Consider the following 15356-nt stretch of genomic DNA (forward strand, 5'->3'; position numbering starts at 1 on the left):
TGGGAAAACTCCGGATCGACCGCCATTGCGGCGAGAAGAAAGTTACCGAAAGTGTTCACGCTAACACTCCCCCGCTGCCGGTCACGCGAGCCGCACCGCGGTCCACGACACCGGGGTCAGGACGGTGCGCAGGGTGCCGTCCGCCAGCTCGGCGGGGTGGGGCCGGGGCACGACCCGGTCCGGGTGCGCCGCGGTGTTGGTCGCCGCGGTGTCCGGGTCGTGCAGGGTCCAGGACTCGGCCACCGACACCGCCCCGGGCACGGTGACGGTCAGCTCCACCGGCTCGGTGCGGTGGCGGTTCACGGCGAACACGACCGTCCCACCCGTCGCCGGGTCGTGGGTGGCGACCGCGTCGACCACCGGCACGTCGCCGTAGCGGGCCGTCTCGTACACCGGAGACGTGACTTCCGTGCGAAGGACCTGTCCCCGGGCGAGCCGGGCCGTCAGCGCGAACGGGTGGAAGATCGTCTGCCGCCACGCCGGGCCCCCGGGTTCCGTGCGGATCGGGGCGATGACGTTGACCAGCTGCGCCTGGCAGGCGACCGCCACCCGATCGCTGTGCCGCAGCAACGAGATCAGGAGGTTCCCGACGACGACGGCGTCGGTGACGTCGTAGGTGTCCTCGATGAGCGGGGCCGCGGTACGCCACTGCGTGGGCGGATCGGCCTGCAGACGCGTTTGGTACCAGACGTTCCACTCGTCGAAGGACAACCCGATGCGCTTGTCGCTCCTGAGCCGCGCGCCCACGGCGTCGGCCGTCGCGACGACGCTGTCGATGATGTGGTCCATGTCCACGGCCGAGGCGAGGAAGCTGCCGACGTCCCCGTCGAGCACCTCGTAGTAGGCGTGGCACGAGATGTGGTCGATCTGGTCGTAGGTCAGCTCGAGCACGGTCGACTCCCACGCGCCGAACGTCGGCATGCCCGAGTGCGAGCTGCCGCACGCGACCAGTTCGAGCCCCGGCTCGGCCTGCCGCAGCGCCCGGGCCGTCTCCGCCGCCAGCCGGCCGTATTCGTGCGCGGTCTTGTGGCCCGTCTGCCACGGGCCGTCCAGCTCGTTGCCGAGGCACCACAGCCGCACCCCGTGCGGTTCCGGCGTGCCGTTCGCCCGCCGCCGGTCGGACAGGTGCGTGCCGCCCGGGTGGTTGAGGTACTCGTGCACGTCGAGGGCTTCCGCGACCCCGCGGGTGCCGAGGTTCACCGCGTACATGATCTCCGCGCCGGCCTTGCCCGCCCAGCGGGCGAACTCGTCGATGCCGACCTCGTTGGTCTCGATACCGCGCCACGCGAGGTCGCGGCGCACCGGGCGGCCGGGGCCGACGCCGTCCTCCCACCGGTACCCGGACACGAAGTTGCCGCCCGGGTAGCGGACGACGGTGACCCCCAGCTCCCGCGTCAGGGCGAGCACGTCGCCGCGGAAGCCGTCCTCGTCGGCGGTCGGGTGCCCCGGCTCGTGGATCCCGTTGTAAACGCAGCGCCCCAGGTGCTCGACGAACGAGCCGAACGTGCGGCGCCGCACCGGCGCGATCACGAAGTCGGGGCTGAGGACGATGGCGGCACTGAGCACGGGTCTCCTATCGCAGTGCGCCGGCTGCGGCGCCGCTGCGCCAGAACCGTTGCAGGAGGACAAAAGCGATGACGAGCGGCACGATCGCCAGCAGCGAGCCGGTGACCACGAGGTTGAACAGCACGCGCGTGCCGGCCTCCTGCTGGGCGGTGTTGAACCACGTGGTCAGCCCGACGGTCAGCGGGAAGAGCTCGGCGTCGCTCAGCATCACCAGCGGCAGGAAGTAATTGTTCCAGGTGGACACGAGCGTGAACAGGAACACCGTGACCAGGGCCGGCCGGATCATCGGCACCACCACCTGCCGGAAGACCCGCCACTCGCTCGCCCGGTCGAGGCGGGCGGCGTCGAGCAGCTCGACCGGCACGCTTTCGGCCACGTACACCCGCACCAGGTAGGTGCCGAACGGGCTGAGCAGCGACGGCAGGATCACCGCCCCCATCGTGTTGACGACGCCGACGTTCGACAGGATCAGGTAAGTCGGCAGCACCAGCGCCGTCGCGGGCACCATGATCATACCGAGCAGCGCGGTCTCGAAGAACCGTTTGCCCCAGAAGGAGAAGCGGGCGAGGCCGTACCCCGCGAGCGCGGCGAGCAGCGTCGCGCCCGTCGCGCTCGCCCCCGAGTACACCGCGGTGTTGACGAGCCAGTGGCCGTACACCCCGCCGTCCTCGCGGAACAGCTGCGCGAGGTTGTCGAACAGGCTGAAACCGTCGAACCACAGGGCCGGGCTGGAGAGCAGGGCGGCCTGGCTCTTGGTCGCGGCGATCACGACCCACAGCAGCGGGACGAGGAAGTACAGCATGCCCGCCGCCATGAGCACGTGCGGTACCCGCGTCTTCGGCGCCACGAGCGACTTCATGACCGCCCCCGCTTCCTCGTCAGCAGCACGAACGCGTACGCGGCGACGAACACCACGAAGCCGAGCGCGAACGAGATCGCGGCCGAGTAGTGGAAGTCGGAGTAGGCGAACGCCTGGTTGTAGGCGTACAGGTTGGGCGTGTACCCCGCGGAGATCTGCGGGGCGAACCGGGACATCACGTACGGCTCGACGAAGAACTGCATGGTGCCGATGACCGTGAAGATCGCGGCGAGCCCGATCGCCTGCCGGATGGCGGGCACCTTGATCCGCACCGCGATCTGCACCTGGGACGCGCCGTCGATCAGCGCTGCCTCGTACGTCTCCCGCGGTACGCCCTGCAGCGCCGAGTACAGGACGATCGTGTTGTAGCCGGTCCACGCCCACGTCACGATGTTGCCGAGCGACAGGAGCAGCAGATCCGCCGAAAAGAAGTCGACCGGCTCGCCGCCCACCACCGCCGGCAGGCCGGCGAACGGGCCGAACGTCCTGCTGTAGAGGAACCCCCACATGAGCGCGCCGAGAACAGCCGGCACCGCGTAGGGCATGAACGCGATGAGCCGGAACGCGATCGCGAACCTCGTGGTGACCGCGTCGAGCGTGAGCGCCCCGGCGAGCGCGATCCCGAGCATGACCGGGATCTGCACCGCGCCGAACACGACCACGCGGCCGACGCCGTCGAGCAGCACCGGGTCGGTGAAGGCCCGGGTGTAGTTGGCGAACCCGGTGAAGCGTTCGCCGAGCGCGAGGCTCTTGCTGGACAGGCTGAGCCAGAAGGCGTACCCGAGCGGCACGACCAGGAACGCCAGCACCACGAGGAAGAACGGGAGGACGAACAACGCTCCGGCGACCGGGTGGCCGGTTGTGTGCTTGCGCCGCACGGGGTCTCCTCCGTCACCGGCCGACCGTGAAGCCCTGTTTCCTGGCGTAGTCCACGACGTTGGCTTGGGTGGTGGCGAGCACCGTGTTCCACTTCCGCTTCCCCGAAACGGCTTCCGCGCACCGGTCGAGCAGGTCGCCGAACACGAAGTCCTGGAACGGCGTGTACTCGAAGTCGCCCAGCTTCTCCGAGACCGGCACGAAGATCTCGTTGACCTTCTGGCCGGCGAAGAAGCCGTAGGCCTTTCCGGTGAACGCCGGGTCGGCCGCCACGTCCTTGGCCAGCGGGTAGAGGAACGCCTTGTTGAGGCCGATGTCCCAGGCCTGCTTCGACTTGCCGAACAGCTCCCGCGCCACCACGGTGGCCGCCTTGGGGTTCTTCGCTTGCTTGGTGACCGTGAACGTCGAGCCGCCCCAGTCGCCTTGGGCGTCGGCACCCTCGGTCCACTGCGGCATCGGCGCGACCGCCCACTTGCCCGCGGTGTTCTTCAGCGAACCCGCGACGTAGCCGGGGGTCCAGCCCGCGGCCGCCCACGTCCAGTACTTGCCGGAGTCGAGCGCCGCGGCCGCGTCGGCGGTGAAGAACGGGTCGGTCGCCATGAGGTGCCGGTCGACGAGGTCGCCGTAGAACTCGATGACCTTCTCGCAGGCCGGATTGGTCAGGTCGATCTTCACCTGGTCCCGCGCCTTGGCCAGTGAGTAGCCGTAGGGCCGGCAACCGGCCTGCCACATCAGGCCGTTGAGCCAGCCGCCGTCGCTGCCGAAGCTCGCGACGAACGCGGTGGGGTCGGCCGCCTTCAGCTTCTCCGCGGCGGCCGCGTACTCGGCCCAGGTGGCCGGCACCGGGATCGCGTGCTTGTCGAAGAGGTCCTTGCGGTACATCAGCGCCATCGGGCCGCCGTCGACGGGGATGGCGTAGACCTTGTCGCCGTCGGTCGACTGCTGCCAGGCCCATTCGGCGTACCGGCCCTTGTCTTCGCCGGCGCCGTACTGGGCCATGTCGACGAGCGCGTCGAGGATGAGGAACGTGGGGATCTGCTGGAACTCCACCATCGCGACGTCGGGCGCTCCGGTGCCGGCGGTGAAGGCGGTCTTCAGCTTGGCGTACTGGTCGGGGCCGGTACCGACGTTCGTCCAATCCACCTGGATGTCGGGGTGGGCGGCGTTGAACGCGTCGACCACGCCCTTGAACTCCGGGTACCACGCCCACACCGACACGCGCACGGGGCCGCCGGTGCCACCGTCCGCGCCGTCGCCGGAGCCGCCGCTGCACGACGTGACCGCCAGCACGCCGCCGACGGCGAGGACGGAGACGAGCTTGCGCAACCCGTGGAAGCCGAGCATTTGACAGCGCCTTTCCGCGGGCTCACGGCGGCTTCGGCCGTCACGGAACGCGATCTTCCGCAAGGCACGCCGAACCGGGAGCGAAGGGCAGGGACCGAACGGTGTCGCGCGCCACGGCCGGCCGGGTCTGCAGGGACCGAACGGACTGCCGCCGTGGCACCGGGATTTTGCTGCGCTGCAAAAGAGTATGGACGCCGGTTTGCCGCGCTGCAAGCCCCGGTTTCGCCGGCCGGGCCCGGAAGGCTCGGGTTGTCGCCGGTCGAGGCGGCCGTGCACACTTCTCCCGGAGCGGGATCGTCCACCGAAGGAGCACGTCATGCGCGATGCCACCCTGCGTGACGTCGCCCTGCTCGCGGGCGTGTCCGCCCGGACGGTCTCCAACGTCGTGAACGGCTACGCCCGCGTGTCGGAGCGGACCCGGGAGAAGGTCGAGCGGGCGCTGCTCGAGCTGAACTACCGGCCGAACGTGCTGGCCCGCAACCTCGCACGCGGCCGGTCCGGGCAGATCGCGGTGGTCGTGCCCTACCTCGACACGCCGTACTTCGCCGAGCTGCTGCAGGCGATCATCCCGAGGGCGCGCGAGCACGGGTACAACGTCCTCATCGACCAGACCGACGGCGACGCGGCGCACGAACGCGAGCTGATCAGCCGCGGCGCCCGCGCGTTCCTGTTCGACGGGATGATCTTCTCGCCGCTGGGGCTCGCCCAGGAGGACCTGGTCGAGATCGACCCGGACCTGCCGCTGGTCGTCCTCGGGGAACGGGTGTCCAACGGCGTGTTCGACCACGTCGGCATCGACGACGTCGAGGCGTCCCGGGCCGCCACCGCGCACCTGATCGGCCTCGGCCGCCGGCGCATCGCGGCGATCGGCGACCAGCCCTACCCCACGGGCGAGGCCGCGCAGCTGCGCACCCGCGGCTACCGCCAGGCCCACGCGGACGCCGGCCTGCCCGTCGACGAGTCGCTGATCATCCCGACCCCGCGGTTCAACCGCGCCGACGGCTCGGGCGCCATGCGCGCCCTCCTCGCCCGCGAGGACCCGCCGGACGCCGTCTTCTGCTACAGCGATCTTGTGGCCCTGGGGGCACTTCACACCGCTTTGGAGCTCGGCCGTCGTGTGCCGGAGGACATCGCGCTGATCGGCTACGACGACATCGAAGAGGGCCGCTACTCGAACCCCGCGATCAGCACGATCTCCCCGGACAAGGTCGCGATCGCGGCAACCGCGGTCGAGCGGTTGCTGAGACGCATCGCCGGCGACGAGCCGATGCCCGGCATCGAGGTGCGCGCCGATCACCGGCTCATCGCGAGGGAAAGCACGGTCGGGAGGCCTCCCGTCGCCCGGCAGAACCCCGGAGGCACGTGACGGCAGCGGTCCCGGTGGGCTCGCCGTGCGCGGCCGTGACTCGGCACCTGCCCAGCTGCTGCCGGCGCACTTGCCCTGACCGGGACGTCGTGCCGAGAGGATCGCACTCCGATGCGCCGACAGACGCGCCCGGTGGGGCCTCAGCCGGTGCTGGCGGCGGTGGCCCCGGAGTCACCCGGGTTTCCGGGTGCGTACTCCGTCGGGGTGCAGCCGGTGAGCGCGCGGAAGTCGCGGTTGAAGTGGGACTGGTCGGCGTAGCCGCACCGGTGGGCGATCTCCGGCCAGGGCAGCCGGCCGGCCAGCGACGTCGCGTGCTGGAGCCGGACGACGCGGGCGAGGGTCTTCGGGCCGAACCCGAACGCCGTGCGGAAGCGGGTGGTGAGGTGCCGGCGCGTCCACCCGGCCTCGTCGGCGAGGTCCTCGATCCGCACCCGGCCACGGGTGGCCAGGACGCGCTGCCACGCGCCGAGCACCGGCCGCGGCGGCGCCGGCGGGTCGCGCAGCCGCGCGCCGAGGAAGGCGTCGAGAACCCGGAAGTCCGGGTGTTCGCCGAGCCGCTCGGTGAGCAGTTCCGCCTCCCGGCCGAGCAGGTCGGCGAAACCGGCGGTGGTGTTCGCCAGCTCCCGCAGCGGCATGCCGAACAGCGCGTACGCGCCGGGCGGCGTCAGGGCGACGGCGATCCCGCGGGACGGACCGGACTGGACCACCTCCAGGGGCCGGTCGCGCAGGCCGAGCACCGGTGACACCGGCAGGTCGTGGGCGGTGCCGGCCACCCGCCGGACGGGTGCGGTGAAGTCCAGCGTCACGGTGACCAGGCCGAGCGGGGTGAACCGCCACGGCAGCGCGTCCGTGCGGTGGAAGTCGTGGAAGACGTAGCCGAGCACCGGTCCGGCCAGCCGGGGGTGGGGGCGCCCGGGACGCCGTTCGGCGGGCACGCGGACCGCGTCGCGCCGCGGCAGCACCAGCGTCCAATCCGCCATGCCTCATCGTACTTTCGTCCAAGACGGTTCCGGGGTGCTTTTTGTACTTTCGCCCCATGAAGGACATCGGAACGTTCCGCGACCCCGCTGCCCGTGCCCGCTACTTCACCGCCTACGACCGGGCCATGCGGCTCTGCCCGGTTCCGGACGCGGTCCTCGACGTCGACACCGCGCACGGCACGACCCGGGTGTACCGCTTCGGCCAGGGCGACGCGCCGCCGCTGGTGCTGCTCCCCGGCATGGCGGCGACTTCCGCGTGCTACGCCGATCTCCTGCCCGCGCTGGCCGCGACGGGCCCGGTCTACGCCGTCGACACGCTGGGCGAGCCGGGCCGCAGCGTGCACCGCAAGCCGCTCAGCGGGGTCGCGGACCGGGCCCGCTGCCTGGACGACGTCCTCGGTGAGCTGGGGCTCGCTTCCGTGCACCTGGCCGGCGGATCGGCGGGCGGCTGGCACTGCGTCAACCAGGCGATCCACGCCCCCGGCCGGATCGCTTCGATCAGTCTCCTGGATCCCACGACCGTGACCGCGCCGTACAGCCGCGCGGTGATCCGGCTCGCACTGCTGTGCGCGGTGGTCCGCACCGAACGGATGCTGCGCCGGTTCGTCGTCCGGGCTTCGGGGGAAGGCGCGCTCGGCCGTCCGGAGGTCGAACTGGTCCTGTCCGGGGTGCGGGAGTACCGGCCGCGGGTGCCGTTCCCGGCGTGTCCGCCGGAGGACCGGCTGCGCGCGTTGCGGCTGCCGGTGCTCGCGATCTTCGCCGGGCGCAGCCAGGTGCAGGACGCGGCACTGGCGGCGCGCCGCTTGGGCGCGTTCGTGCCGCACGCCGACGTCGAGGTCCGGCCCGGGCTGTCCCACGCGTTCCCCCTGCCGCCGCGGGAGCGGGACCACTTCACCGCGCGGGTACTGGCCTTCACCGGACGGCGGCCGGCGGCCTCGCCCGTTCTCGGTCAGGAATCCTGACTATCATGAAATCCGGCTACATCGGGCGAAGGCGAGGAGACGACGATGCCGGTCGCCGAGCTGACCGGCGCGACCGTGGCACAGCCCCGCAGGATCGTCTTCGTCCTGTTCGACGGCATGAAGATGCTCGACGTCACCGGACCCGCGGAGGTTTTCGCCGAAGCCGGCCTGGCCGGCGGCCGGTACTCGATCGAGTACGTCTCCCCCACCGGGGAGCCGGTGACGACGTCGGTCGGGATCCGGCTGCCCGTCGGCGGCCGGGCCGCCGACACCGGGGATCCCGACACCGTCGTCGTCTCGGGCGGCGACGCCCTCGCGACCCACCCCGTTCCCCCCGAACTGGTCGCCGCCGTCCGCGAGCTGCGCCCGCGCACCCGGCGGCTGGTGTCGATCTGCACCGGCTCGTTCGCTCTCGCCGCCGCCGGGGTGCTGGCCGGGCGCCGCGCCACCACCCACTGGCGGCACACGCGGCGCCTGGCCCGCGCCCACCCCGACGTCCGGGTGCAGCCCGACGCGCTCTTCGTCGAAGACGGCGGGATCTTCACCTCCGCGGGGGTCTCGGCCGGCATCGACCTCGCACTCGCCCTCGTCGAGCAGGACCACGGACCCGAGCTGGCCCGGACCGTCGCGCGCAACCTCGTCGTCTTCATGCAGCGGCCCGGCGGTCAGTCCCAGTTCTCCGCGCCGCTGGAGATCCGCCGTCCCTCGGCACCCACCTTGCGCGCCGTCGTCGACCTGGTCTCGGCGCAGCCGGCGCTCGACCACAGCGCGAGTTCGCTGGCCTCGCGCGTGGGCGTCAGCCCCCGGCACCTCGCCCGGTTGTTCGCCGACGAGCTCGACACCACGCCCGCCAAGTACGTCGAACAGGTACGGCTGGACCACGCCAAGGCGCTGCTGGACGCCGGTCACGGGGTGGCCGAGACGGCGCGATCGGCCGGTTTCGGGAGCTCGGAGACCATGCGCCGCACGTTCGTGGCGCGCTTGGGCACCTCCCCCAGCCACTACCGCGCCCGGTTCGGGACGACCAGCGCGAGCCGGCGCGTCCCGGGCTCCTCCGCCTGAGGGACCGTGTCCGCATCTGTGGGCCCGTCGTCGGTTTCGGCGGTGGGCGAGCCCCGCGCGACCGGCAAGACTGGACGCAGTCCACAAAGCACACGACGGAGGGCTCGATGTCCGAAATCATCGCGGGAATCGGTATTCCCGGCACGGAACTCGTCCGGGAAGCGACGACGCTGGTGCGCAGCACCGCGGACGAGACGTTGTTCCACCACTCGCGGCGCGTGTTCCTGTGGGGCTCGCTGAAAGCGGCGGCGCGCCGGCTGGACGTCGATCCGGAACTGGCCTACGTGGGCGCGCTCTTCCACGACCTGGGTCTCACCGCCCGCTACGCGACGAAGGACCGCCGGTTCGAGATCGACGGCGCGGAGGCCGCGCGCACCTTCCTGCTGGAGCACGGACGGTCCGAAGAGGACGCGCGGACCGTCTGGCTGGCGATCGCCCTGCACACCACACCGGAGGTGCCCTTGCACCTCGCCCCGGAAGTCGCGGTGGTGACCCTCGGGGTGGAAACCGACGTACTCGGTTTCGGCCTGGACGAAATCACCGGCGAGCAGCGCGCCGAGGTCGTGGCCGCCCACCCGCGGCCGGACTTCAAGAACCGCATCCTGCGCGCCTTCCGCGACGGCATGGCCGCCCGGCCCGACACGACGTTCGGCACCATGAACGACGACGTCCTCGCCCACTTCGACCCGTCCTTCACCCGGAAGGACTTCGTGCGGATCATCCAGGACAACGCCTGGCCGGAATAGCCGGCCCCGGAAAAGGTTCTGCACCGTGCCGCCGGACGCCGTGATCGTCCAGCCGCCTCGCGGTCGCGCACCGTGATTGGGGTTGTCGGATTCGGGGTATCTGCGCAGTCCGCACCCACCGAACAGCGCCAGACCGGATCATCGAGGACGAGCATGCCTGAGCCGACCACGTCCGAGCCCCTGCCCGCCGAGCTGCGCGCGCTGGCCGCCGACGCCGAAGCGCTCGCGAACCGGACCGCGGAGGTCGCCGCCCGGCTGAAGACGGCGCCCGACGGCAACCTGCAGCGCCTCGCCCGGCCCATCGCGAAGGCGACCCACGACCTGAGCGAGTACACCGAGGAAGTCTCCCGGACCGCGGAAAACCTGGCCCGGGTCCGCGTGGCCCGCGACCCCGGTTTGTGCGACGTTCCGTGGGGCATCTGCCCGGCCCACGGCGTCACGCTGCGGGCCGGCGAAGACCGCGCCTGGTGCTCCGTCCCCGGCTGCGCCGGCGAGTGGGACTACGACCGGCTCCACACCCCGTGCGGCGAGCGGGCCGTCGCGGTCGTCACCGACGAAGACGGCGCGGCCGGCAAGATGTGCGCGGCCCACGCGCGGGACGCCGGCGACCGGTTGGCCGGCTGCACCGTCTCCTCCCTGGATCACCGGGCCGCGAATGGCTGACCGAGCCTGATCCCGGGATGGGGCGACCACGGCAGCCGAGGTCGATCGCCCGGGCCGCAGCGCGTTTCCCCGGAACCGGAGCGGGCACCCGGTCCCCATGACGCTGCCCTTGCCCGAGAGCCACCCGGACGGCCTCGGCCGGCCGGATCCGGCCGCCCACCGCGCCGGCCCGGTGTGATCACCATGTCCGCAACCGACCAGCCCCTCGGCGAGCTCGAGGTGGTCCACGAGTTCTCCGGCGCGATGCCCACCGGGGTCAGCGTGTCCCGGCAAGGCCGCGTTTTCGTCAACTTCCCCGAGTGGGGCGACGACGTCCGCTTCACGGTCGCCGAAATCCGCGACGGCGAACTCGTCCCCTACCCCAGCCAGGCCTTCAACGACAGCAAGAGCCGGACCGACCCGGACGCGCTCGTTTCGGTGCAGAGCATCGTCGTCGATCCCGCCGACCGGCTCTGGATCCTCGACACCGGCAGCCCGCTGTTCCAGCCCACCGCCCACGGCGGACCGAAGCTCGTGTGCGTCGATCTCGCACGCGACGAGGTCGTGCGAACGATCCTGTTCCCCGAAGACGTCGCCCTGCCGACGACCTACCTCAACGATGTCCGCTTCGACCTCGGCCGGGGGTTCGCGTTCATCACCGACTCTTCCGACCAGGGACCCAACGGGATCATCGTCGTCGACCTCGACACCGGCGAGTGCTGGCGGCGGCTGCACGACCACCCCAGCACCAGGGCCGAAACCCCGCCGGACCTGCGCATGATCGTCGAAGGACGGGAGTTCCTGGAGCGCTCCGAAGACGGCTCCACCAGCCCGGTGCAGATGGGCGCCGACGGCATCGCGATCGGCGCCGACGGCGCTCGCCTGTACTACTGCTGCCTGGCCTCACGCCGCTGGTGGAGCGTCGCCACCGACGCCCTGATCAACCGGGAGCACGACGACGACGCGGTCGCCGCCACGCTGATCGACGAAGGCGACAAGGGAGCCGCCGGCGACGGCATGGAGACCGACGACCAGGGCCGCCTCTACGTCACCGACGGCGAGCACAACGCCATCCACCGCCGCCACCCCGACGGCCGCTGGGAAACCGTCGTCCACGACCCGCGGCTGCTGTGGCCGGACACGCTGTCCGTCGCCGCCGGCGGGTACCTCTACGTCACGGCGAACCAGCTGCACCGCCAGGACAAGTACCGCGGCGGCAGCGACGAACGGGAGTACCCGTACTTCCTGTTCCGCACCCCGATCGACGCCGGGCCCATCGACCTGCGCTGACCGGGCCGCCGATCACCCGGATCCTTCGACGAGGCCGAGCCGGCCTCCTCCCCACGCGCCTTCCGGTGCGAGACAGTGCGGTGCTCATGACGTCCCCATCCGATTCCGAAGCAGCCGAAGGACACCACCCGCTGGTGGGCCAGCCCCACAGCGAGGACGAAGGCGCGGTCGCCGAGGCCGAAGCCGAGGCCGCCGAAATCAGCACGCCGGACCAGCCACTGGGCCGGCTCGGCAAGCGGCTCGACCGCCGATCGCCGTTCTTCATCGGCATGACCGCCGCGGCGGGGGTCGCCGTCACCTACGGGGTGATCCAGCTCCTCGCCGGCGCGGCGCACATCCTGATCCTGGTCGGACTGGCCCTGTTCCTCGCCATCGGCATGGAGCCCGCGGTGTCCTGGCTGGCCCGGCACCGCTTCCCCCGGTGGCTCGCCGTGACGACCGTGTTCGTCGTCGCCGTCGCCGCTGTCGGCGGGTTCCTCGCCGCCGCCATCCCCGTGCTCGTCGAACAAGCCACCGCGCTCGTCACCAAGGCCCCGGACTACCTGCGCCAGGCCCAGGACCACAACACCCTCCTCGGCCGGCTCAACGAGCGGTTCCACCTCCAGCAGGGGATCGAATCGTTGCTCAGCTTGGGCAGCGGCCTCACCGGCGGCGTCCTCGGGGCCGGCAAAGCGGTCTTCGGCGTCCTGACCGACACGCTGATCCTGATCGTCCTGACCATCTACTTCGTGGCCGGCCTGCCCCGCATCCGCGCCACGATCTACCGGCTGATCCCGCACTCCCGCCGCCCGCGGGCGATCTTGATCGGGGACAACATCTTCGCCAAGGTCGGCGGCTACGTCCTGGGCAACCTGGCCGTGTCGGTCATCGCCGGCGTGCTCACGTTGATCTGGCTGCTGATCTTCGGGGTGCCCTACGCGGCGTTGCTGGCCATCACCGTCGCCGTGCTGGACCTGGTCCCGGTCGTCGGATCCGTGGTCGCCGGCGTGCTGGTCAGCCTCGTCGCGCTCACGGTGTCGCTGCCGGTGTGCCTGGCGACCGTGGGGTTCTTCGTCGTCTACCGGCTGGTGGAGGACTACCTGCTGGTGCCGAAGATCATCGGCACCGCGCTCAAGGTCCCGGCGCTGGTCACCGTCGTCGCCGTCCTGCTCGGCGGCGCCCTGCTGGGTGTCATCGGCGCTCTGGTGGCCATCCCCGTCGCCGCGGCGATCCTTCTGCTCGCCGAAGAGGTGCTCTACCCGCGCCTCGATCAGGCTTGAATCGCCCGTGATTGAGAGCCGCGCGCACGGGGCAAAGAGAATCCGTGGACAGCATTCCCGGTACCGAGGCCCCGGCCGCCCCCCTGGCGGCAGAAGCGCTGGTGTCCGCCGCTTTCGCCGCGGCGGGCGCCGGCGTGTACGCCGTGGACGCCGGCGGTGTGGTGATCGCCTGCAACCCGTGGGCGGAGCGGCTGCTCGGCTACGACCCGGGCACGCTGGTGGGCGTCGACGCCCAGCAGGTGCTCAATCCGCACACCGGTGACAGCTCCGGCTTCCCCGGTCAGCAGCCCGTCCTGCGTGAGGTCGCGCTCGGCAAGCGCATCAGCGGTGACCGCGCGGTGCTGCTGCGCCGGGACGGCTCCGCGCTCGCCGCGTGGTGGTCCGCCGCGCCCCTGCCACCCGAGGCCGGGCACGGCGCCGGCGCCGTGGTCGTTTTCCACGACATGTCCGCGCAGCGTGCGCGTGACGGCCGGCGTGCCGACCGCTACGCGCACAGCGAGACCATGCGGGAGCAGGCCGAGTACGACCTGGCGGAGATCAGCTGGCTGAGCGAGGTGACGCTGGCCATGGTCAGCACCCTCGACGCGGGCCAGGCCCTCGAACGCCTGGTGCGGCTGCTCGTGCCCCGCCTCGCCGATGCCGCCGTGATCGACCTGGCCGAAGCGCGGGAACCGCGTCGCATCGCCTGGGCCAACGACCTCGGTGCCGCGGTGCCTCCGAGAACGGCGGAGCCGGGCGGGCATCCCGCGCACGAAGCCGCCCTGCGCAAAGTCCTGAGCGGCGGCGGAGTACAGCACCTTTCCACACCGTCGGCGTCGGCCGACGCGCCGCAAACCCTGCTGGGCCTGGTGGACGCGGTCGACGTGCTCGTCGTGCCCGTGCGGCTGCGAGCCACGACGTTCGGAGCACTGACCCTCACCCGCGGCGCGGCCGGCCCGCCGTTCAACGAGGCCGACCGGGTCCTGGCCGAAGAAGTCGCCCGCCGCACCGCACTCGGGCTGGAAAACACCCGGTTGCACACCGCCCAAGCCGACATCGCCGCGACCCTCCAGCGCGCCCTGCTCACCGAGCTCCCCACCGTGCCCGGCCTGGACCTGGCCGCCCACTACCGGCCCGCCGCCAGCGTCGCCGAAGTCGGCGGCGACTGGTACGACGCCTTCCCGCTGGGCGACGACGACATCGCACTGGTCATCGGCGACGTCGTCGGCCACGACATCCACGCCGCGTCCCGCATGAGCGAGCTGCGCAACATGCTGCGCGCCCTCGCCGTGGACCGCCCCGACGAAACGCCCGGACGGATCCTGCAACGCCTGGACATCGCCCAGTCCCGCCTCGCCTTCACCGACCTGGCCACCGTCATCTTCGCCCGCCTCCATCCCGCGCCCGGCGGATCGTGGGAGCTGTCCTGGTCCATCGCCGGGCACCCGCCACCGCTGCTCCTCAGCACCGGCGGCGCCGCCACCTACCTGACCGGTGCGCACGGCGTCATCCTCGGCGCCCGCCCCGACCGGCCGCGCCCCACCGCCCGCGAAGAGCTGCCCGCCGGTTCGACCCTGGTGCTCTACACCGACGGGCTGATCGAATCGCGCACCCAGGACATCGACACCGGCATGACGCGGCTGCGGCAGTACACGGCCGGCCACCCGGACCTGCCGCTGTCCCGGTTGTGCGCCCAGCTGGCCCGCGACCTCGGCAGCACCCGCGACGACGTGGCCCTCATCGCCGCCCGGATCCCGCCGCACTCCGGCGGATGACCCGGCCCGAGGCCGGTGAACCGTCGGGACGAGCTGTACCACCTGGCGTACGAGATCAACGCCGCCACAGCCGCGGTCGCCCGGATCGAGTCCGGTTGCGTCGGGGAGTCGTCAGTACGGGACGGCGATGTCGGTGGCGCTGGTGGTCTCGTAAACCACACCGCTCTTGGTGGCGTAGTGGGTGCAGGCGACGTGGACCGTGCGCAACACGGCGCCGTTGGGGATCCATGGCGTCTCGAAGTGGACGTCGACCAGCGCGCCGCCGTTCTCGGAGTCGTAGTCGCCCGTGACGGCGCCGGTCGGACCGGTGGCGGTGCACCGGACGTTGATGTAGTCGGCGTCGCGCCGGTCGTTGCCCGGGGTGGCGAAGCGCGAGTAGCCGCGGAGCTTCACCCGGCGGCCGGTCCCGTCGCTTTGGGTGCCTTCGGTCTGGATCACGCCCTGCAGGACATAGGCGGCCGTCGTACTGCCGCCGGAGCCGCCGCCGGTCCCGGGGTCCTCCGGGGTCGGCTCGCTGATGTCCGGCAGCTGGTAGGGGTCCGCCTGGGCGGGGGTGACGACCCCCAGGGAGAACGCGGCGACGGCGACAGCGGTGAAGACTCGTTTGCGCGATGAACTCATGCCCGAAGCATTACCGCGATATCCGAAAT

At 71.6% G+C, this 15356-nt stretch carries 14 protein-coding genes; 8 read left to right on the top strand and 6 right to left on the bottom strand.

All coding sequences use genetic code 11. From position 1 onward, the window contains the following. Positions 1–81 precede the first annotated feature (81 nt). The 4 genes from Q5425_RS44420 to Q5425_RS44435 are packed head-to-tail and all read right to left on the bottom strand — an operon-like array spanning position 82 to position 4645. Positions 82–1566 (bottom strand): alpha-N-arabinofuranosidase, encoded by a 1485-nt coding sequence (locus tag Q5425_RS44420; RefSeq protein WP_308678481.1) that lies wholly within the window; start codon positions 1564–1566, stop codon positions 82–84. Between the two features lie 7 nt (positions 1567–1573). After that, positions 1574–2425, bottom strand: coding sequence for a carbohydrate ABC transporter permease (locus Q5425_RS44425; protein ID WP_308678482.1), 852 nt, complete (start codon positions 2423–2425; stop codon positions 1574–1576). Continuing rightward, a complete protein-coding gene (locus Q5425_RS44430; protein WP_308678483.1) occupies positions 2422–3303 on the bottom strand; it encodes a sugar ABC transporter permease in 882 nt (293 codons plus the stop codon). Before Q5425_RS44430 ends, Q5425_RS44425 begins: the two co-directional genes overlap by 4 nt. 13 nt (positions 3304–3316) lie before the next feature. Further along, on the bottom strand, positions 3317–4645 hold the full coding sequence (locus Q5425_RS44435) for an extracellular solute-binding protein (protein ID WP_308678484.1): 1329 nt from the start codon (positions 4643–4645) through the stop codon (positions 3317–3319). A 316-nt stretch (positions 4646–4961) separates the two neighbouring features. On the opposite strand from Q5425_RS44435, the gene Q5425_RS44440 reads away from it, so the two are divergent. Further along, positions 4962–6011 (top strand): LacI family DNA-binding transcriptional regulator, encoded by a 1050-nt coding sequence (locus tag Q5425_RS44440; protein ID WP_308678485.1) that lies wholly within the window; start codon positions 4962–4964, stop codon positions 6009–6011. A gap of 140 nt (positions 6012–6151) precedes the next feature. Here the strand turns inward: Q5425_RS44440 and Q5425_RS44445 are convergent, their stop codons facing one another. Then, positions 6152–6991 carry a helix-turn-helix transcriptional regulator gene (locus Q5425_RS44445; RefSeq protein ID WP_308678487.1) on the bottom strand — a complete coding sequence of 280 codons (840 nt, stop codon included), beginning with the start codon at positions 6989–6991 and terminating at the stop codon, positions 6152–6154. A 56-nt stretch (positions 6992–7047) separates the two neighbouring features. Here Q5425_RS44445 and Q5425_RS44450 point away from each other — a divergent pair, with 56 nt between their 5' ends. The 7 genes from Q5425_RS44450 (at position 7048) to Q5425_RS44480 (ending at position 14706) form a co-directional block, all read left to right on the top strand. Next, positions 7048–7953 carry an alpha/beta fold hydrolase gene (locus Q5425_RS44450; protein WP_308678488.1) on the top strand — a complete coding sequence of 302 codons (906 nt, stop codon included), beginning with the start codon at positions 7048–7050 and terminating at the stop codon, positions 7951–7953. Positions 7954–7998: 45 nt separating this feature from the next. Then, a complete protein-coding gene (locus Q5425_RS44455; RefSeq protein WP_308678489.1) occupies positions 7999–9015 on the top strand; it encodes a GlxA family transcriptional regulator in 1017 nt (338 codons plus the stop codon). A 107-nt stretch (positions 9016–9122) separates the two neighbouring features. After that, on the top strand, positions 9123–9761 hold the full coding sequence (locus tag Q5425_RS44460; RefSeq protein ID WP_308678490.1) for an HD domain-containing protein: 639 nt from the start codon (positions 9123–9125) through the stop codon (positions 9759–9761). A gap of 153 nt (positions 9762–9914) precedes the next feature. Then, positions 9915–10424, top strand: a complete 510-nt coding sequence (locus Q5425_RS44465) for a hypothetical protein (protein ID WP_308678491.1) — start codon at positions 9915–9917, stop codon at positions 10422–10424. Positions 10425–10607: 183 nt separating this feature from the next. Then, complete coding sequence (locus Q5425_RS44470) at positions 10608–11693, top strand: L-dopachrome tautomerase-related protein (protein WP_308678492.1); 1086 nt, start codon at positions 10608–10610, stop codon at positions 11691–11693. A gap of 134 nt (positions 11694–11827) precedes the next feature. Continuing rightward, positions 11828–12952: an AI-2E family transporter gene (locus tag Q5425_RS44475; RefSeq protein ID WP_308678493.1), complete on the top strand. Its 1125-nt coding sequence runs from the start codon at positions 11828–11830 to the stop codon at positions 12950–12952. A gap of 44 nt (positions 12953–12996) precedes the next feature. Then, a complete protein-coding gene (locus tag Q5425_RS44480) occupies positions 12997–14706 on the top strand; it encodes a SpoIIE family protein phosphatase (protein ID WP_308678494.1) in 1710 nt (569 codons plus the stop codon). 111 nt (positions 14707–14817) lie between these two features. Here Q5425_RS44480 and Q5425_RS44485 read toward each other — a convergent pair whose 3' ends face one another. Then, entirely contained in the window at positions 14818–15327 is a 510-nt protein-coding gene (locus Q5425_RS44485) for a hypothetical protein (protein WP_308678495.1), read from the bottom strand. Positions 15328–15356 lie beyond the last annotated feature (29 nt).

The sequence above is a fragment of the Amycolatopsis sp. A133 genome (genome assembly GCF_031082405.1).
Classification (GTDB): domain Bacteria; phylum Actinomycetota; class Actinomycetes; order Mycobacteriales; family Pseudonocardiaceae; genus Amycolatopsis.

What these genes read in the sequence shown, in the direction of transcription:
- Q5425_RS44485 (WP_308678495.1), bottom strand. Translation starts at nt 15,327, where the DNA reads ATGAGTTCATCGCGCAAACGAGTCTTCACCGCTGTCGCCGTCGCCGCG.
- Q5425_RS44465 (WP_308678491.1), top strand. Translation starts at nt 9,915, where the DNA reads ATGCCTGAGCCGACCACGTCCGAGCCCCTGCCCGCCGAGCTGCGCGCG.
- Q5425_RS44450 (WP_308678488.1), top strand. Translation starts at nt 7,048, where the DNA reads ATGAAGGACATCGGAACGTTCCGCGACCCCGCTGCCCGTGCCCGCTAC.
- Q5425_RS44445 (WP_308678487.1), bottom strand. Translation starts at nt 6,991, where the DNA reads ATGGCGGATTGGACGCTGGTGCTGCCGCGGCGCGACGCGGTCCGCGTG.
- Q5425_RS44460 (WP_308678490.1), top strand. Translation starts at nt 9,123, where the DNA reads ATGTCCGAAATCATCGCGGGAATCGGTATTCCCGGCACGGAACTCGTC.
- Q5425_RS44470 (WP_308678492.1), top strand. Translation starts at nt 10,608, where the DNA reads ATGTCCGCAACCGACCAGCCCCTCGGCGAGCTCGAGGTGGTCCACGAG.
- Q5425_RS44455 (WP_308678489.1), top strand. Translation starts at nt 7,999, where the DNA reads ATGCCGGTCGCCGAGCTGACCGGCGCGACCGTGGCACAGCCCCGCAGG.
- Q5425_RS44425 (WP_308678482.1), bottom strand. Translation starts at nt 2,425, where the DNA reads ATGAAGTCGCTCGTGGCGCCGAAGACGCGGGTACCGCACGTGCTCATG.
- Q5425_RS44435 (WP_308678484.1), bottom strand. Translation starts at nt 4,645, where the DNA reads ATGCTCGGCTTCCACGGGTTGCGCAAGCTCGTCTCCGTCCTCGCCGTC.
- Q5425_RS44440 (WP_308678485.1), top strand. Translation starts at nt 4,962, where the DNA reads ATGCGCGATGCCACCCTGCGTGACGTCGCCCTGCTCGCGGGCGTGTCC.